The 18087-nt window shown below is 59.5% G+C and carries 14 protein-coding genes, 1 tRNA gene and 1 pseudogene; 15 read left to right on the top strand and 1 reads right to left on the bottom strand.

Annotated elements, in window-relative coordinates:
* The 11 genes and pseudogenes from ASC86_RS25335 to rpoC all read left to right on the top strand — a co-directional run.
* A pseudogene (locus ASC86_RS25335) lies at window positions 1-90 on the top strand (elongation factor Tu); the annotation flags it as partial.
* 169 nt (window positions 91-259) lie between these two features.
* The gene (locus tag ASC86_RS16025; protein ID WP_056323233.1) at window positions 260-1216 is read left to right on the top strand and encodes an ELM1/GtrOC1 family putative glycosyltransferase; all 957 of its coding nucleotides are present in this window, start codon (window positions 260-262) and stop codon (window positions 1214-1216) included.
* A 153-nt stretch (window positions 1217-1369) separates the two neighbouring features.
* Window positions 1370-1445, top strand: a tRNA-Trp gene (locus ASC86_RS16020).
* Between the two features lie 204 nt (window positions 1446-1649).
* Entirely contained in the window at window positions 1650-1850 is a 201-nt protein-coding gene (gene secE, locus ASC86_RS16015; RefSeq protein ID WP_056323230.1) for a preprotein translocase subunit SecE, read from the top strand.
* A 15-nt stretch (window positions 1851-1865) separates the two neighbouring features.
* A complete protein-coding gene (gene nusG, locus ASC86_RS16010) occupies window positions 1866-2396 on the top strand; it encodes a transcription termination/antitermination protein NusG (RefSeq protein WP_056323228.1) in 531 nt (176 codons plus the stop codon).
* A 250-nt stretch (window positions 2397-2646) separates the two neighbouring features.
* Complete coding sequence (gene rplK / locus ASC86_RS16005) at window positions 2647-3078, top strand: 50S ribosomal protein L11 (protein WP_056323226.1); 432 nt, start codon at window positions 2647-2649, stop codon at window positions 3076-3078.
* Between the two features lie 2 nt (window positions 3079-3080).
* A complete protein-coding gene (gene rplA, locus ASC86_RS16000) occupies window positions 3081-3779 on the top strand; it encodes a 50S ribosomal protein L1 (protein ID WP_056323223.1) in 699 nt (232 codons plus the stop codon).
* A gap of 344 nt (window positions 3780-4123) precedes the next feature.
* Window positions 4124-4645, top strand: coding sequence for a 50S ribosomal protein L10 (gene rplJ, locus ASC86_RS15995; RefSeq protein ID WP_056323221.1), 522 nt, complete (start codon window positions 4124-4126; stop codon window positions 4643-4645).
* A 60-nt stretch (window positions 4646-4705) separates the two neighbouring features.
* Complete coding sequence (rplL, locus tag ASC86_RS15990; protein ID WP_056323219.1) at window positions 4706-5080, top strand: 50S ribosomal protein L7/L12; 375 nt, start codon at window positions 4706-4708, stop codon at window positions 5078-5080.
* Window positions 5081-5346: 266 nt separating this feature from the next.
* Window positions 5347-9486, top strand: coding sequence for a DNA-directed RNA polymerase subunit beta (gene rpoB, locus ASC86_RS15985; RefSeq protein ID WP_056323217.1), 4140 nt, complete (start codon window positions 5347-5349; stop codon window positions 9484-9486).
* Window positions 9487-9669: 183 nt separating this feature from the next.
* Window positions 9670-13878, top strand: coding sequence for a DNA-directed RNA polymerase subunit beta' (gene rpoC / locus ASC86_RS15980; protein WP_056323215.1), 4209 nt, complete (start codon window positions 9670-9672; stop codon window positions 13876-13878).
* A gap of 109 nt (window positions 13879-13987) precedes the next feature.
* On the opposite strand, the gene ASC86_RS15975 is transcribed toward rpoC, so the two are convergent.
* Window positions 13988-14284: a hypothetical protein gene (locus ASC86_RS15975; RefSeq protein WP_056323210.1), complete on the bottom strand. Its 297-nt coding sequence runs from the start codon at window positions 14282-14284 to the stop codon at window positions 13988-13990.
* 587 nt (window positions 14285-14871) lie between these two features.
* On the opposite strand from ASC86_RS15975, the gene rpsL reads away from it, so the two are divergent.
* From rpsL to ASC86_RS25330, 4 genes are all read left to right on the top strand, one after another.
* Window positions 14872-15243 (top strand): 30S ribosomal protein S12, encoded by a 372-nt coding sequence (gene rpsL / locus ASC86_RS15970; protein ID WP_003507760.1) that lies wholly within the window; start codon window positions 14872-14874, stop codon window positions 15241-15243.
* Window positions 15244-15321: 78 nt separating this feature from the next.
* Entirely contained in the window at window positions 15322-15792 is a 471-nt protein-coding gene (gene rpsG / locus ASC86_RS15965) for a 30S ribosomal protein S7 (RefSeq protein WP_056323208.1), read from the top strand.
* Between the two features lie 30 nt (window positions 15793-15822).
* A complete protein-coding gene (gene fusA / locus ASC86_RS15960; RefSeq protein ID WP_056323206.1) occupies window positions 15823-17922 on the top strand; it encodes an elongation factor G in 2100 nt (699 codons plus the stop codon).
* A 66-nt stretch (window positions 17923-17988) separates the two neighbouring features.
* Window positions 17989-18087: GTP-binding protein (locus ASC86_RS25330; protein ID WP_141681087.1), on the top strand; the 99-nt coding region annotated here is incomplete at its 3' end.

Below are 18087 nucleotides of genomic sequence, written 5' to 3'. Positions count from 1 at the left end.
CCGATCGCGATGGAAGAAAAGCTGCGCTTCGCGATCCGCGAAGGCGGCCGTACCGTCGGCGCCGGCATCGTCGCTTCGATCGTCGAGTAATCTCGACGGCAAGGCAGCTTGATTGTTGCCTGCGGTTATAAGCATAAAAGTCCCGCGAGCGATCGTGGGACTTTTTTTATTTGGCGCCCGAGACGTCTTGCGTAAAGTTCTCCACGAAAGCGTGGCAGGCCTCAAAGAACCGGTGCGCGCGGATGGTGGAAAACGCCCGATGAAAATCAGAATTCTGCTTTGCAGCACCCGGTTGGCTGGGACCTATACGCAGTGCAAGGGGGTCGCCCAACTAGTGCAGCAGATGCTTCGTGCGCGCGGAATCACCGCTTCGGTGTCGCGCTTGTCCTGGCTTGATCGACAGATCAACAGGCTTCCATTTGCAAGACGCCTCGTTAAACCGGCAATCGTCATCTCCTGCGCGTCGCTTGGCGAGCGTAAAGCCCGTAAATTCCTCAAGGATCGGCGGAATGTGATCTGGGCTCACATTGAAACACCGGATCTTTCGGCTTCCAGTCCTGACTATGTTTATGTTGAACAGCGGGATTGGCAGCCGGCGTTCGATGCACGGAAGCAGTTCATCAAGCTGCACGGCGTGCCACACGCAGTTCGGCGTGAGGATTTGGCGAACCGACGCGCCGATGCACGGCTTCGTCTGGGCGTGGCGGAAGAGCCGGTGGCGGTATTTCTCCTCGGCGGATCGAATCCCGCATTTAACCTTGATGAAGGCGCTGCCGAATCGCTCCTTGCCGCCCTGTCCCGATGCAGAAGCGAAGGTAAGCGGATATTTATTTCGACGTCGAGAAGGACGGAGGCTTCCGTCGTAAAGCTCGTTTCTGAACGCGCGGGGGAGGGCATTTCGGCGTATACCGGCATCGGACCTAATCCCTATATGGATTATCTCGCAGCGGCCGATGAACTGTTTGTGACCGAAGATTCGGTGACGATGTGCTGCGAGGCGTTGGCAACGGGTAAGCCGGTATATCTGCTATGGCTTGCACCGATTCCCGGTCCCAGGCTCGACAGCTTCCGGCGCTTCCAGGAGCATTTCATCGACCGGCTCGGCGTGCTGGGGGTCTATCCGGACAAGGTTCGAAGCAGTTGCGACGTGCCGGACGATACAAAAACGATTGCCGACGCCCTCGTGGCTGCTTATCTGGGTGATGAACGGTCGTGACCTCTACGGGGACAACCCTGTCTCCGGCGGCTGCATCCCCAAATTTCTCGCAGCTTACGGATTTTTTCCACCGAAGGCGCTTGTCTTCCACCGGCAAACTGAATAATAAGCCGCAGACCCAAGCGGCGCTGCTTAAGACAGCGTCCGGGGGATAGGGGTATAGCTCAGTTGGTAGAGCGGCGGTCTCCAAAACCGCAGGTCGGGGGTTCGAGCCCCTCTGCCCCTGCCATTCAATCCAGCGCAGACAGTTGCCGCGGTGCAATGGCTAATGTATAAAGTCGGCAGAGGGCTCGCTCTCTCCCTCTATATTTTCGCAAAAAGACCGGCGACCTCTTGTGATTTCGAGATTCGGTCTTTATGTAGGGTTCAAACAGACACGCGGCGCGTGGGGCTGAAAGGTCAGCTTTACGGGCCGTGAAGGCGTGAGCATTCAATGGCATCGAAAACTAATCCGTTTACGTTTCTGCAGCAGGTGCGTGCTGAAACGGCGAAAGTGACTTGGCCCTCGCGGCGCGAGACGACGATCTCGACGCTCATGGTCTTCGTCATGGTCTTTTTTGCTGCTGCTTTCTTTTTTGCGGCTGATCAGTTGATGGGTTGGGCTATCGGCCTGGTCCTTCACGCCGGTTTCTGATCAGGAGGAATGGGAATGGCTGCGCGCTGGTACATTGTTCACGCCTATTCGAACTTCGAAAAGAAGGTCGCTGACGATATCGAAAACAAGGCTCGCCAGAAGGGGCTTGAGCATCTTTTCGAAAAGATTCTGGTGCCGACCGAAAAGGTCGTCGAGGTCCGTCGCGGCCGCAAGGTCGACGCCGAGCGCAAGTTCTTTCCGGGTTACGTGCTGGTGCGCGCCAACCTGACGGATGAGGCCTATCACCTCATCAAGAACACGCCGAAGGTGACGGGCTTCCTCGGTTCCGACAATAAGCCGGTTCCGATTCCGGATTATGAAGCCGAGCGCATCCTTGGTCAGGTCCAGGATGGCGTCGATCGTCCGAAGCCCTCGATCTCGTTCGAGATCGGCGAGCAGGTCCGCGTTTCCGACGGTCCGTTCGCATCGTTCAACGGCATCGTTCAGGATGTCGATGAAGAGCGTTCGCGCCTCAAGGTCGAAGTCTCGATCTTTGGCCGCGCGACCCCGGTCGACCTCGAATACGCGCAGGTCGAGAAGGTCTGATTTGCATTGGTCGCGACCTCTGTTCGCGACCCTCACTGTTTGCCGGGGGCTACGGTTTCCGGCATCGCGGGGTATCCCCGCAAACCCGCGTGGAAGGAAGAAGGTCTTAGCCGGACCGGTTTTCCGCACCACGCAACCGCAGCCGCCGGGCTCCCGAAAGGTGTCCGGCAGAATGGGCCGGGAAACCGGTCGTCATAGTTCCGGCGGTCCCGCATTTGGGAATGCCGGCAATCTGTAAAGGCAGAGAGAAATGGCTAAGAAAGTTGCAGGCCAGCTCAAGCTGCAGGTGAAGGCAGGGTCGGCCAATCCGTCCCCGCCGATCGGTCCTGCGCTCGGTCAGCGTGGCATTAACATCATGGAATTCTGCAAGTCGTTCAACGCGGCTACGCAGGAAATGGAAAAGGGTATGCCGATCCCGGTCGTCATCACCTATTACCAGGACAAGTCCTTCACCTTCGCAATGAAGCAGCCGCCGGTTACCTACTGGCTGAAGAAGGAAGCCAAGATCACCTCCGGTTCCAAGACCCCCGGCAAGGGCGGCAAGGTCGGCACGATCACCAAGGCTCAGGTCCGCGCAATTGCCGAAGGCAAGATGAAGGATCTGAACGCGGCTGACATCGAAGGCGCAATGGCAATGGTCGAGGGCTCTGCCCGCTCCATGGGCCTGGAAGTGGTAGGTTGATCATGGCCAAGGTAGCAAAGCGTATTCAGAAGATCCGCGAAGGCGTTGATCCGACCAAGCTCGTCGCACTCACCGATGCGATCTCCATGGTCAAGGAACGTGCCGTCGCCAAGTTCGACGAAACCATCGAAATCGCCATGAACCTGGGCGTTGACCCGCGTCACGCCGACCAGATGGTCCGCGGCGTCGTCAACCTTCCGAACGGCACCGGCCGTGACGTTCGCGTTGCCGTTTTCGCACGTGGCGCCAAGGCTGACGAAGCCAAGGCTGCAGGCGCAGACATCGTCGGCGCGGAAGACCTGCTGGAAATCGTCCAGGGCGGCAAGATCGATTTCGATCGCTGCATCGCCACCCCGGACATGATGCCGCTCGTCGGTCGTCTCGGTAAGGTCCTCGGCCCGCGCGGCATGATGCCGAACCCGAAGGTCGGCACGGTCACCATGGACGTCACGGGCGCCGTCAAGGCTTCCAAGGGCGGCGCAGTCGAGTTCCGCGTCGAAAAGGCTGGTATCGTCCATGCCGGTATCGGCAAGGCCTCTTTCGATGCCAAGGCTCTTGAAGAAAACATCAAGGCTTTCGCCGATGCGGTCATCAAGGCCAAGCCGGCTGGCGCCAAGGGTAACTACGTCAAGCGCGTTGCGATCTCCTCGACCATGGGTCCTGGCGTCAAGATCGATCCGGCTACCGTAAACGCCGCTTAATATGTTTTCCGGGCCTTCTGGCCCGGTTCCAAGATTTCCGGCCCTTCGGGGCCGGGAATTCCGGGATAAAACCCGGAACTCCTGTCCGAGATTGCAGGTGGCCTTTTTTCCTTGGAAATTTGGCCTTAATCACTTCGCCTGCATGAGACGGGTGAGACCCGAATTTCACCACACGCTCCGGCGTGGACGTTCGGTTCGAACCTCGGCTTGCCTTGTGTCGCACCCGAAAGGGGACGTGCAGGGGACAGGATCCTCGAGCGTCGCTTGGGATCATTTCTGATCTCTCGCGGCAAAGGCAAACCCGATGGGACTGCATCCGTAGTCCCGTCAACTGGAGATAGGCAGTGGAAAGAGCGGAAAAGCGCGAATTCGTCACAGACCTGAACGAGTCCTTCAAGGGCGCGGGATCGGTCGTTGTGGCCCACTATGCTGGTGTCACCGTCGCGCAGATGAACGATCTTCGTTCTAAGATGCGCGCAGCTGGCGGCACCGTCAAAGTCGCGAAGAACCGTCTGGCCAAGATTGCCCTTCAGGGTACGGAGTCGGAAGGGATCGCAAATCTCTTCAAGGGTCAGACGCTGATTGCATACAGCGCAGACCCGATCACGGCTCCGAAGGTCGTCATGGATTTTGCCAAGACCAACGACAAGGTCGTTGTTCTCGGTGGTTCCATGGGCGCAACCGTGCTCAACGCCGAAGCAGTCAAGTCGCTTGCGACCCTGCCTTCGCTGGACGAGCTGCGTGCAAAGCTGCTGGGTATGATTCAGACCCCGGCAACCCGCATCGCTTCGGTTGTTGCAGCACCGGCAAGCCAGCTTGCCCGCGTGTTTGCGGCCTACGCCAAGAAGGACGAAGAAGCCGCATAAGGCGGTTTTTCGCTGTTTATATTTCAACAAAGTTCGAACTGAACACAAGGAACTATCAAAATGGCTGATCTCGCAAAGATCGTTGAAGACCTCTCCTCGCTGACCGTTCTGGAAGCTGCAGAACTGTCGAAGCTTCTCGAAGAAAAGTGGGGCGTTTCCGCTGCTGCTCCGGTAGCCGTTGCTGCTGCCGGCGGCGCTGCTCCGGCTGCTGCTGAAGAAGAAAAGACCGAATTCGACGTCGTTCTCGTTGACGCTGGCGCCAACAAGATCAACGTCATCAAGGAAGTCCGCGCCATCACCGGTCTCGGCCTCAAGGAAGCCAAGGACCTCGTCGAAGGCGCTCCGAAGGCTGTCAAGGAAGCTGTTTCCAAGGCTGAAGCCGCTGACCTCAAGAAGAAGCTCGAAGACGCTGGCGCCAAGGTTGACGTCAAGTAATACGAGCTTATTGCTTGGGAGGTGGTCCGAAAGGACCGCCTCCATTTGATCTTTTTTTGAACGTATTACCCAAAAGCCATTTGAAAACGGCTTTTGGGTAATGGGTTCTTCAAGAGGATAGTTTCGTTCCGAAGGCAGCACAGTAATCCGCGCTGGGCGTTTTCGGGCATGAAACGAGTTTGGATACCACCCATTGATTGACGGGATCGACTGGCCATCGGTTCCCGTCCGTTGCAGGCCCGGATGCAAAAATTGAAGGAGCGACGATGGCTCAGACCCTTTCGTTTAACGGTCGTAGGCGCGTACGCAAGTTTTTTGGTAAGATCCCCGAAGTCGCAGAAATGCCGAACCTCATCGAGGTTCAGAAGGCGTCCTACGACCAGTTTCTGATGGTTGACGAGCCGCAGGGCGGCCGTCCCGATGAAGGCCTTCAGTCCGTCTTCAAGTCGGTATTCCCGATCACCGATTTCTCGGGCGCTTCGATGCTCGAATTCGTCTCCTACGAATTCGAACAGCCGAAGTTCGACGTCGAGGAATGCCGCCAGCGCGACCTCACCTATGCGGCACCGCTGAAGGTGACGCTGCGCCTTATCGTGTTCGATATCGACGAGGATACCGGCGCGAAGTCCATCAAGGACATCAAGGAGCAGAACGTCTACATGGGCGACATGCCGCTCATGACCGACAACGGTACCTTCATCGTCAACGGCACCGAGCGCGTCATCGTTTCGCAGATGCACCGTTCGCCGGGCGTGTTCTTCGACCACGACAAGGGCAAGAGCCATTCTTCCGGCAAGCTCTTGTTTGCTGCGCGCGTCATCCCGTATCGCGGTTCCTGGCTCGACATCGAGTTCGACGCCAAGGACATCGTCCATGCGCGTATCGACCGTCGCCGCAAGATCCCCGTCTCGTCGCTGCTGATGGCGCTCGGCATGGACGGCGAGGAAATCCTCGACACGTTCTATACCAAGTCGCTCTACCAGCGTGACGGCAAGGGCTGGCGCATCCCGTTCCAGCCGGACGCCCTCAAGGGCCAGAAGGCGCTGTCCGACCTCATCGACGCCGACACCGGCGAAGTTGTCGTCGAATCGGGCAAGAAGCTCACCCCGCGTTTGCTGCGCCAGCTCTCCGACAAAGGCCTGAAGGCGATCAAGGCGACCGATGACGACCTCTACGGTAACTACCTTGCCGAAGACCTCGTCAACATGCAAACGGGTGAAATCTTCCTCGAAGCCGGCGACGAGATCGACGAGAAGACCCTCGGCGTTATTCTCGGCGCAGGTTTCGACGAAATCCCGGTTCTCGACATCGACCATATCAATGTCGGTGCCTACATCCGCAACACGCTGTCGGTAGACAAGAACGAGAACCGTCAGGACGCTCTGTTCGACATCTACCGCGTCATGCGTCCGGGTGAGCCGCCGACGATGGAATCGGCCGAAGCCATGTTCAACACGCTGTTCTTCGATGCGGAGCGTTACGACCTCTCCGCCGTCGGCCGCGTCAAGATGAACATGCGCCTCGACCTCGACGTCTCGGATGCAGTCCGCATTCTGCGCAAGGAAGACATCCTGGCCGTCGTCAAGATGCTCGTCGAGCTGCGTGACGGCAAGGGCGAGATCGACGACATCGACAACCTCGGCAACCGCCGCGTCCGTTCGGTCGGCGAGCTGATGGAAAACCAGTATCGTCTCGGCCTTCTGCGCATGGAGCGTGCGATCAAGGAACGTATGTCCTCGATCGAGATCGACACCGTCATGCCGCAGGACCTGATCAACGCGAAGCCGGCAGCCGCCGCCGTTCGTGAATTCTTCGGTTCCTCGCAGCTGTCGCAGTTCATGGACCAGGTGAACCCGCTTTCGGAAATCACTCACAAGCGCCGTCTTTCGGCTCTTGGTCCGGGTGGTCTGACCCGCGAGCGCGCAGGCTTCGAAGTCCGCGACGTTCATCCGACCCACTACGGCCGTATTTGCCCGATCGAAACGCCGGAAGGCCCGAACATCGGTCTGATCAACTCGCTCGCAACCTTCGCCCGCGTCAACAAGTACGGCTTCATCGAAAGCCCGTACCGCAAGATCGTGGACGGCAAGGTGACGAAGGACGTCGTCTATCTGTCGGCGATGGAAGAAGCCAAGTACCACGTCGCCCAGGCCAACTCGGTCCTGAATGCGGATGAGTCCTTCGCTGAAGAATTCGTCGTCTGCCGTCATGCCGGCGAAGTCATGCTGTCGCCGCGCGACCAGATTAACCTGATGGACGTTTCGCCGAAGCAGCTCGTTTCGGTCGCGGCCGCGCTCATCCCGTTCCTCGAGAACGACGACGCGAACCGCGCACTGATGGGCTCGAACATGCAGCGTCAGGCCGTTCCGCTCCTGCGGGCCGAAGCTCCGTTCGTCGGCACCGGCATGGAGCCGGTCGTCGCCCGTGACTCGGGTGCGGCAATCGCGGCTCGCCGCGGCGGCGTCGTCGACCAGGTGGATGCGACCCGTATCGTTATCCGCGCGACGGAAGACCTCGATCCGGGCAAGTCCGGCGTCGATATCTACCGCCTGCAGAAGTTCCAGCGTTCCAACCAGAACACCTGCGTCAACCAGCGTCCGCTGGTCACCGTCGGCGACGTTCTGAACAAGGGCGACATCATCGCGGACGGTCCGTCGACCGACCTCGGCGATCTGGCTCTCGGCCGCAACGCGCTCGTCGCGTTCATGCCGTGGAACGGCTACAACTACGAAGACTCGATCCTGCTCTCCGAGCGCATCGTGTCGGACGACGTGTTCACCTCCATCCACATCGAAGAGTTCGAAGTGATGGCGCGTGACACCAAGCTTGGTCCGGAAGAAATCACCCGCGACATTCCGAACGTTTCGGAAGAAGCGCTGAAGAACCTCGACGAAGCCGGTATCGTCTACATCGGTGCTGAAGTTCAGCCGGGCGACATCCTCGTCGGCAAGATCACCCCGAAGGGCGAAAGCCCGATGACGCCTGAAGAAAAGCTTCTGCGCGCCATCTTCGGTGAAAAGGCCTCCGACGTTCGCGACACCTCGATGCGCATGCCTCCGGGCACCTTCGGCACCGTCGTCGAAGTCCGCGTCTTCAACCGTCACGGCGTCGAAAAGGACGAACGTGCGATGGCGATCGAGCGCGAGGAAATCGAACGCCTCGCCAAGGACCGCGACGACGAACAGGCGATCCTCGATCGCAACGTCTATGCGCGTCTGATCGACATGCTGCGCGGGCACACCGCCGTTGCCGGTCCGAAGGGCTTCAAGAAGGGCACCGAGCTTTCGAACGCCGTCGTTTCCGAATACCCCCGCTCGCAGTGGTGGATGTTCGCGATCGAGGACGAGAAGGCTCAGGGCGAGATCGAAGCCCTGCGTGGTCAGTACGACGAATCCAAGTCGCGCCTTGAACAGCGCTTCATGGACAAGGTCGAGAAGGTCCAGCGCGGCGACGAAATGCCTCCGGGCGTCATGAAGATGGTCAAGGTCTTCGTCGCTGTGAAGCGCAAGATCCAGCCGGGCGACAAGATGGCCGGCCGTCACGGCAACAAGGGTGTCGTGTCGCGTATCGTGCCGGTCGAAGACATGCCGTTCCTGGAAGACGGCACGCATGTCGACGTCGTTCTGAACCCGCTGGGCGTGCCGTCGCGCATGAACGTCGGTCAGATCCTCGAGACGCACCTGGGCTGGGCTTGCGCCGGCATGGGCAAGCAGATCGGCGAGATGCTGGACGCCTACAGGGCGGGCGGCGAGATCAAGCCGTTGCGCGACACCATCGACAGCGTCATCGGGTCCGGCCCGAAGGGCGAGCCGATCAAGCAGTACGACGACGAGTCGATCGTGCGCCTGGCCGAGCAGACCCGCCGCGGTGTCTCGATCGCAACGCCGGTCTTCGACGGTGCTGTGGAAGCCGACATCAACGAGATGCTGCAGCAGGCAGGCCTGAAGGTCACGGGACAGTCGACGCTGTATGACGGCCGTACCGGCGAGCAGTTCGACCGTCAGGTCACGGTTGGCTACATCTACATGCTGAAGCTGAACCACCTGGTCGACGACAAGATCCACGCCCGTTCGATCGGCCCGTACTCGCTCGTCACCCAGCAGCCGCTCGGTGGTAAGGCGCAGTTCGGCGGTCAGCGCTTCGGGGAAATGGAAGTCTGGGCGCTCGAAGCCTACGGCGCCGCCTACACCCTGCAGGAAATGCTGACGGTGAAGTCGGACGACGTGGCCGGCCGTACCAAGGTCTATGAGGCGATCGTCCGTGGCGACGACACCTTCGAAGCGGGCATTCCGGAGAGCTTCAACGTTCTCGTCAAGGAAATGCGCTCGCTGGGCCTTTCGGTCGAACTCGAGAACTCGAAGATCGACGAACAGCAGGCCGGTCAGCTGCCGGACGCAGCCGAGTAAAACAAATAAGGTGCGCGCCCCGTCTCGGCGCGCACCGTTCCCTGCCTGAAGCGCATATCGCTTGAGGGGAGGGAAGCGGACTGCATCTGTTGCAGTCATATCTGTTAAGGCAGGGGCCGGCGGGCGGGAAATCGCCGGCATCCTCGCTCAGCTCAGGGCAAATTGCCCGTAAAGGAGATAGGCATGAACCAAGAGGTCATGAACCTTTTCAATCCGCAGGTGCCTGCGCAGACCTTCGATTCCATCCGGATTTCGATTGCGTCGCCGGAGAAGATTCTCTCCTGGTCCTACGGTGAGATCAAGAAGCCGGAAACCATCAACTACCGCACGTTCAAGCCCGAGCGTGACGGCCTGTTCTGCGCGCGTATCTTTGGCCCGATCAAGGACTACGAATGCCTGTGCGGCAAGTACAAGCGCATGAAGTACAAGGGCATCATCTGCGAAAAGTGCGGCGTCGAAGTCACGCTGTCGCGCGTTCGCCGTGAGCGCATGGGCCATATCGAGCTTGCTGCTCCCGTTGCCCACATCTGGTTCCTGAAGTCACTGCCGAGCCGCATCGCAACGCTGCTCGACATGACGCTGAAGGATATCGAGCGCGTTCTCTACTTCGAAAACTACATCGTCACCGAGCCTGGCCTGACGTCGCTGAAGGAAAATCAGCTTCTGTCGGAAGAGGAATACATGATCGCCGTCGACGAGTTCGGCGAAGATCAGTTCACGGCGATGATCGGTGCGGAAGCCATCTACGAGATGCTCGCCTCGATGAACCTCGAAAAGATCGCAGGCGACCTGCGCTCGGATCTGGCGGACACCACGTCGGAACTGAAGCAGAAGAAGCTGATGAAGCGCCTGAAGATCGTCGAGAACTTCATGGAAAGCGGCAACCGTCCGGAATGGATGATCATGAAGGTCGTTCCGGTGATCCCGCCGGACCTGCGTCCGCTGGTTCCGCTCGACGGCGGCCGTTTCGCAACGTCCGACCTCAACGATCTCTATCGCCGCGTCATCAACCGTAACAACCGTCTGAAGCGCCTGATCGAACTGCGCGCTCCGGGCATCATCATCCGCAACGAAAAGCGCATGCTGCAGGAATCTGTGGACGCGCTGTTCGACAACGGCCGCCGTGGCCGCGTCATCACCGGCGCCAACAAGCGTCCGTTGAAGTCGCTGTCCGACATGCTCAAGGGCAAGCAGGGCCGCTTCCGCCAGAACCTGCTCGGCAAGCGCGTCGACTATTCCGGCCGTTCGGTCATCGTGACCGGCCCGGAACTGAAGCTGCACCAGTGCGGCCTGCCGAAGAAGATGGCGCTCGAGCTGTTCAAGCCGTTCATCTACGCCCGCCTCGACGCCAAGGGTTTCTCCTCGACCGTCAAGCAGGCCAAGAAGCTGGTCGAAAAGGAAAAGCCGGAAGTCTGGGATATCCTCGACGAGGTCATCCGCGAGCATCCGGTTCTGTTGAACCGCGCTCCGACGCTGCACCGCCTGGGCATCCAGGCCTTCGAACCGACCCTGGTCGAAGGCAAGGCGATCCAGCTGCACCCGCTCGTCTGCACGGCCTTCAACGCCGACTTCGACGGCGACCAGATGGCTGTTCACGTCCCGCTCTCGCTGGAAGCCCAGCTTGAAGCGCGCGTTCTCATGATGTCGACGAACAACATTCTGCACCCGGCAAACGGCGCGCCGATCATCGTTCCGTCGCAGGATATGGTTCTCGGCCTGTACTATTTGTCGATCCAGAACCAGAACGAGCCGGGCGAAGGCATGGCCTTCTCCGACATCGGCGAACTGCATCACGCGCTCGAAACCAAGTCCGTGACGCTGCATGCCAAGATCCGTGGCCGCTTCAAGACCGTCGATGCCGAGGGTAACCCGGTTTCGAAGATCTTTGAAACCACGCCGGGCCGTATGCTCATCGGCGAACTCCTGCCGAAGAACGCCAACGTTCCGTTCGACGTCTGCAACCAGGAACTGACCAAGAAGAACATCTCCAAGATGATCGACACGGTCTACCGTCATTGCGGCCAGAAGGACACGGTCATTTTCTGCGACCGCATCATGCAGCTCGGCTTCGCCCATGCCTGCCGCGCGGGCATTTCGTTCGGCAAGGACGACATGGTGATCCCTGCCTCCAAGGCCAAGATCGTCGGCGATACCGAAAGCCTGGTGAAGGAATACGAACAGCAGTACAACGACGGTCTCATCACCCAGGGCGAAAAGTACAACAAGGTTGTCGACGCCTGGGGTAAGGCCACCGACAAGGTTGCCGAAGACATGATGGCCCGCATCAAGGCCGTCGAGTTCGACGACAACGGTCGCCAGAAGCCGATGAACGCCATCTACATGATGTCGCACTCGGGCGCCCGCGGTTCTCCGAACCAGATGCGCCAGCTGGGCGGCATGCGCGGCCTGATGGCAAAGCCGTCGGGTGAAATCATCGAGACCCCGATCATCTCGAACTTCAAGGAAGGTCTGACCGTTAACGAGTACTTCAACTCGACCCACGGCGCCCGTAAGGGCCTTGCAGACACCGCTCTGAAGACCGCGAACTCGGGTTACCTGACCCGTCGTCTCGTCGACGTCGCGCAGGACTGCATCGTCAACTCGACGGATTGCGGCACCGACAAGGGCCTTACCATGACGGCGATCGTCGATGCCGGTCAGGTCGTGGCTTCGCTCGGCGCCCGCGTTCTCGGCCGCACGGCTCTGGATGACATCGATCATCCGGTCACCGGCGTCCGCATCGTCGATGCCGGCAGAATGATCCTCGAAGCCGATGTCATCGAGATCGAGAAGGCTGGTATCCAGTCGATCCGTATCCGTTCGGCTCTGACCTGCGAAATCCAGACCGGCGTCTGCGGCGTCTGCTACGGCCGAGACCTTGCCCGCGGTACCCCTGTCAACATGGGTGAAGCGGTCGGTGTTATCGCCGCACAGTCGATCGGCGAGCCGGGCACGCAGCTCACCATGCGTACCTTCCACCTGGGCGGCACGGCCAACGTGGTCGACCAGTCGTTCCTGGAAGCGTCGTATGAAGGCACCGTCCAGATCAAGAACCGCAACATGCTGCGCAACTCGGAAGGCAACCTGATTGCCATGGGCCGCAACATGGCGATCCAGATCCTGGACGAGCGTGGCGTCGAGCGTTCGACGCAGCGCGTTGCCTACGGTTCGAAGATCTTCGTCGATGACGGCGATAAGGTGAAGCGCGGTCAGCGTCTCGCAGAGTGGGACCCCTACACCCGTCCGATGATGACGGAAGTGGAAGGTACCGTTCACTTCGAAGACGTCGTTGACGGCATCTCCGTTCTGGAAGCGACCGACGAAGCGACCGGCATCACCAAGCGTCAGGTTATCGACTGGCGCTCGACGCCGCGCGGTACGGATCTCAAGCCGGCGATCGTCATCAAGGACAAGAACGGCGCCGTTGCCAAGCTGTCGCGCGGTGGCGAAGCCCGCTTCCTGCTCTCGGTCGACGCCATCCTGTCGGTCGAGCCGGGCCAGAAGGTCTCGCAGGCTGACGTGCTTGCCCGTTCGCCGCTGGAAAGCGCCAAGACGAAGGACATCACCGGCGGTCTGCCGCGCGTTGCCGAACTCTTCGAAGCGCGTCGTCCGAAGGATCACGCTATCATCGCCGAAATCGATGGTACGATCCGCTTCGGCCGCGACTACAAGAACAAGCGTCGCGTGCTGATCGAGCCGGCGGAAGACGGTGTCGAGCCGGTCGAGTACCTGATCCCGAAGGGCAAGCCCTTCCATCTTCAGGACGGCGACTACATCGAAAAGGGTGATTACATCCTCGACGGTAACCCGGCTCCGCACGATATCCTGGCGATCAAGGGCGTCGAGGCTCTGGCTTCGTACCTCGTGAACGAAATCCAGGAAGTCTACCGTCTGCAGGGCGTTGTCATCAACGACAAGCACATCGAAGTGATCGTTCGCCAGATGCTGCAGAAGGTTGAAATCACCGACGCCGGTGACTCGACCTACATCGTCGGCGACAACGTCGATCGCATCGAACTGGAAGACGTCAACGATCAGCTGATCGAACAGGGCAAGAAGCCGGCTTACGGCGACCCGGTCCTGCTCGGCATCACCAAGGCGTCGCTGCAGACGCCGTCCTTCATCTCGGCCGCATCCTTCCAGGAAACGACCAAGGTGCTGACGGAAGCTGCGATCGCCGGCAAGACCGACGGTCTGCAGGGTCTGAAGGAAAACGTCATCGTCGGCCGCCTGATCCCGGCCGGTACCGGCGGAACCATGACGCAGATCCGCCGCATCGCCACCGCGCGCGACGAGATGATCCTCGAAGAGCGCCGCAAGGGCACCGGTGCGGAAGCCGCGACCCCGATGCTGGCCGACCTGGCTGCTGCCGAAGGCACGGCTGCCGAATAAGGAGGAGAGGGCGTAAGCCCTCTTTTCCCCGGACGAACAGAAAAGCCGCGGGGAGCGATCCCCGCGGCTTTTTTTGTTCTGAATGTATGAGGAACGCCGTCGCCGGCTGTCAGCTGAAGCGAATGATCGCGACTTCGCCTTCGAGGGCGCCTTGATAGGCCGACGCGTGCGGCTCGTCGTCAGGGACGTCGGTGAGGGTTCCGATCTGGTCGAGGTCCGCTTCGAGGAAGCCTTCGTCGGCAAGCGCGTTCAACGCCTCGCGAACGGCGGTGTCGTCGTCCGGCGCGCGCAGCATGACGTGGATGTCGACGCCTTCGCTGTCGCCATCCTTTTCATAGGCTTTGCCGATGATGATGAAGACCATGGGGCCGTCGAGGTTGTTGTCGTTATCGGCAATCGTGCTCATGAAGTGTTCCTTTGGGAGGCCAGTGCCGGCAAGGGCCGGAGGATTGTATCTTATAATGTGGCGGGTAAGGCGGATAGGCGTAATTAACGGCTGAGTCGTTTGTCCCCCTTACAAAATCCTATTCGGTGCGGTGGAGAATCGCCGCATTGGACAAATGCTTGACGATTCTTTAAAGCACTCGCAAGCGCGGGCTCCGCCCGGGGCAGGGAAGGGGCTAGCATCCGGTCCACAGACGCCAAAAGCCTTGTTTTGCAGGGGTGTCAGCCCTGTCGTGGCCAGTTATTTTGTTAATTCCCCTTGACGGGGAGGGCTTTAATCAGTACATCGCGGCCCATCAGAGCCTATGTGAGGCTGGCTGTTTCAGGACGACGCGTCCTGGAGTTTGCCTCAAACAAGGCTCAAACGCACGCTGAAGACCGCAAACTAGCACGCACGACGCCGAAATACGGCGTCCTCTGCTTTCTCGAGGGGCCATCTGCCAAGAAGCGGATAGGCCCTCGTTTTGCGCATTTATTGAGCGTGTGAAACCGCCGGAGACGGCATCGATCCGCCCGAAAGGGTAACGAGAATTTGCAAGGGATGGTTATATGCCTACCGTAAACCAGCTGATCCGTAAGCCGCGTCAGGCACAGGTAAAGCGCAACAAGGTTCCTGCCCTGCAGGAAAACCCGCAGAAGCGTGGCGTTTGCACCCGCGTTTATACGACGACCCCGAAGAAGCCGAACTCGGCTCTGCGTAAGGTCGCCAAGATCCGCCTGACGAACGGCTTCGAAGTCATCGGCTACATTCCGGGCGAAGGTCACAACCTGCAGGAACACTCCGTCGTCATGATCCGTGGCGGTCGTGTGAAGGACTTGCCGGGTGTTCGTTATCACATCATCCGCGGCGTTCTCGATACCCAGGGTGTCAAGAACCGTAAGCAGCGCCGTTCCAAGTATGGTGCGAAGCGTCCGAAGTAATTTCGGAATAAACAATTCCGGCGCTGCGCGAGGTTCTCCGCGTGGTAAAGCGCCAGTTCAAGGTTGAGAGACAAAAATATGTCACGTCGTCACAGTGCAGAAAAGCGCGAGATCAATCCGGACCCGAAGTTCGGCGATCTGGTCGTCACCAAGTTCATGAACGCAATCATGCTTCATGGTAAGAAGTCGGTTGCCGAAAGCATCGTTTACGGTGCGTTCGATGCGGTTCAGGCTAAGCTGAAGCAGGAGCCGATCACGGTTTTCCATTCGGCTCTCGACAACATCGCTCCGCACGTCGAAGTCCGTTCGCGTCGCGTTGGTGGTGCTACCTACCAGGTTCCGGTCGATGTTCGTCCCGAGCGCCGTCAGGCTCTCGCCATTCGCTGGCTGATCACTGCTGCCCGCAAGCGCAACGAAACCACCATGGTTGATCGCCTCTGCGGCGAACTCATGGACGCTGCGAACAACCGCGGCAGCGCAGTGAAGAAGCGCGAAGACACGCACAAGATGGCCGACGCAAACCGCGCCTTCTCGCATTATCGCTGGTAATCGACGAACAATTTCAAAAGGAGTCCTTCAATGGCTCGCGAATACAAAATCGAAGACTACCGCAACTTCGGCATTATGGCGCACATCGACGCTGGCAAGACCACGACGACCGAGCGCATCCTCTACTACACCGGCAAGTCCCACAAGATCGGCGAAGTCCACGACGGCGCCGCTACCATGGACTGGATGGAGCAGGAGCAGGAACGCGGCATCACCATCACGTCTGCTGCCACGACCACCTTCTGGAAGGGCCGTGACGGCAAGGCTCGCCGCTTCAACATCATCGACACCCCCGGCCACGTCGACTTCACCATCGAAGTCGAGCGTTCGCTGCGCGTTCTTGACGGTGCGATCGCCCTTCTCGACGCCAACGCCGGCGTCGAACCGCAGACGGAAACCGTCTGGCGTCAGGCTGAGAAGTATCATGTTCCGCGCATGATCTTCTGCAACAAGATGGACAAGACCGGCGCGGACTTCTACCGCTCGGTCGAGATGATCAAGACCCGCCTCGGCGCCATCGCCGTCGTGATGCAGCTGCCGATCGGCGCTGAAAGCGACTTCAAGGGCGTGATCGACCTGATCGAGATGAACGCTCTCGTATGGCGCGACGAATCGCTCGGCGCCCAGTGGGACGTCGTCGAAATTCCGGAAGACATGAAGGCCAAGGCCGAAGAATATCGCGAGAAGCTGATCGAGACCGTTGTCGAAATCGACGAAGCCGCGATGGAAGCCTATCTGAACGGCGACATGCCGGACAACGACCAGATCCGTGCGCTCGTTCGCCGCGGCACCATCGACGTCAAGTTCCACCCGATGTTCTGCGGCACTGCCTTCAAGAACAAGGGTGTTCAGCCGCTGCTCGACGCCGTTGTCGATTACCTGCCGTCGCCGCTCGACATTCCGGCGATCAAGGGTATCGACTTCAAGACCGAAGCCGAAATCGAGCGTCACGCTGACGACGCCGAGCCGCTCTCGATGCTCGCCTTCAAGATCATGAACGACCCCTTCGTTGGTTCGCTCACCTTCGCACGCATCTACTCGGGCAAGCTCGAAAAGGGTTCGTCTGTTCTCAACACGGTCAAGGACAAGCGCGAGCGCGTCGGCCGTATGCTGCAGATGCACTCCAACTCGCGTGAAGACATCGAAGAAGCCTTCGCAGGCGACATCGTTGCTCTCGCAGGTCTCAAGGAAACCACCACGGGTGACACGCTCTGCGATCCCCTGAAGCCGGTTATCCTCGAGCGCATGGAATTCCCCGAGCCGGTCATCCAGATCGCGATCGAACCGAAGTCCAAGGGCGACCAGGAAAAGATGGGCCTCGCGCTCAATCGCCTCGCTGCTGAAGACCCGTCGTTCCGCGTGAAGACCGACCAGGAATCCGGCCAGACCATCATCGCCGGCATGGGCGAACTTCACCTGGACATCATCGTCGACCGCATGCGTCGCGAGTTCAAGGTTGAAGCCAACGTCGGTGCTCCGCAGGTTGCCTACCGCGAAACCATCACGAAGCTCTGCGAAGAAGACTACACGCACAAGAAGCAGTCCGGTGGTACCGGCCAGTTCGCGCGCGTCAAGATCGTCTTCGAACCGAACCCGGATGGCGAAGACTTCAAGTTCGAGTCCAAGATCGTCGGTGGTGCTGTTCCGAAGGAATACATTCCGGGCGTTCAGAAGGGTATCGAAAGCGTTCTGTCTTCGGGCCCGCTCGCTGGCTTCCCGATGCTCGGCGTCAAGGCCACCCTCATCGACGGTGCCTTCCACGACGTCGACTCGTCGGTTCTCGCCTTCGAAATCGCATCGCGAGCCTGCTTCCGTGAAGCTGCCCGCAAGGCCGGCGCACAGCTGCTCGAGCCGATGATGAAGGTCGAAGTCGTAACGCCGGAAGACTACGTCGGCGACGTGATCGGCGACCTGAACTCCCGCCGTGGCCAGATCCAGGGCCAGGAATCGCGCGGCGTTGCCGTCGTGATTGCTGCCAACGTGCCGCTGGCGAACATGTTCAAGTACGTGGACAACCTGCGCTCCATGTCGCAGGGCCGTGCACAGTACACGATGACCTTCGATCATTATGCGCCGGTCCCGTCGAACGTCGCACAGGAAATCCAGGCGAAGTACTCCGGTCAGAAGTGACCGGAGACTTAAATCGCTAGAAACAAGAAAATATGCCCCTAGGGGCGAGAAAATGGAGAGCCGGAAATGGCAAAGAGCAAGTTTGAGCGCAATAAGCCGCACGTCAACATCGGCACGATTGGCCACGTTGACCATGGCAAGACGTCGCTGACGGCAGCGATCACG

Origin of the sequence: Rhizobium sp. Root1212, from assembly GCF_001424985.1 — a bacterium.
In the GTDB taxonomy this organism is placed as follows: Bacteria; Pseudomonadota; Alphaproteobacteria; order Rhizobiales; family Rhizobiaceae; genus Pararhizobium.
The sequence above is the reverse complement of the archived record's forward strand: the minus strand, read 5'-3'. Positions and strand labels throughout refer to the sequence as shown.

Coding starts and splice junctions, on each gene's coding strand:
- nusG (WP_056323228.1), top strand. CDS start 1,866: ATGGCTGCGCGCTGGTACATTGTTCACGCCTATTCGAACTTCGAAAAG.
- rpoC (WP_056323215.1), top strand. CDS start 9,670: ATGAACCAAGAGGTCATGAACCTTTTCAATCCGCAGGTGCCTGCGCAG.
- rpsL (WP_003507760.1), top strand. CDS start 14,872: ATGCCTACCGTAAACCAGCTGATCCGTAAGCCGCGTCAGGCACAGGTA.
- ASC86_RS15975 (WP_056323210.1), bottom strand. CDS start 14,284: ATGAGCACGATTGCCGATAACGACAACAACCTCGACGGCCCCATGGTC.
- secE (WP_056323230.1), top strand. CDS start 1,650: ATGGCATCGAAAACTAATCCGTTTACGTTTCTGCAGCAGGTGCGTGCT.
- rplA (WP_056323223.1), top strand. CDS start 3,081: ATGGCCAAGGTAGCAAAGCGTATTCAGAAGATCCGCGAAGGCGTTGAT.
- rpsG (WP_056323208.1), top strand. CDS start 15,322: ATGTCACGTCGTCACAGTGCAGAAAAGCGCGAGATCAATCCGGACCCG.
- ASC86_RS16025 (WP_056323233.1), top strand. CDS start 260: ATGAAAATCAGAATTCTGCTTTGCAGCACCCGGTTGGCTGGGACCTAT.
- rplL (WP_056323219.1), top strand. CDS start 4,706: ATGGCTGATCTCGCAAAGATCGTTGAAGACCTCTCCTCGCTGACCGTT.
- rpoB (WP_056323217.1), top strand. CDS start 5,347: ATGGCTCAGACCCTTTCGTTTAACGGTCGTAGGCGCGTACGCAAGTTT.
- rplK (WP_056323226.1), top strand. CDS start 2,647: ATGGCTAAGAAAGTTGCAGGCCAGCTCAAGCTGCAGGTGAAGGCAGGG.
- fusA (WP_056323206.1), top strand. CDS start 15,823: ATGGCTCGCGAATACAAAATCGAAGACTACCGCAACTTCGGCATTATG.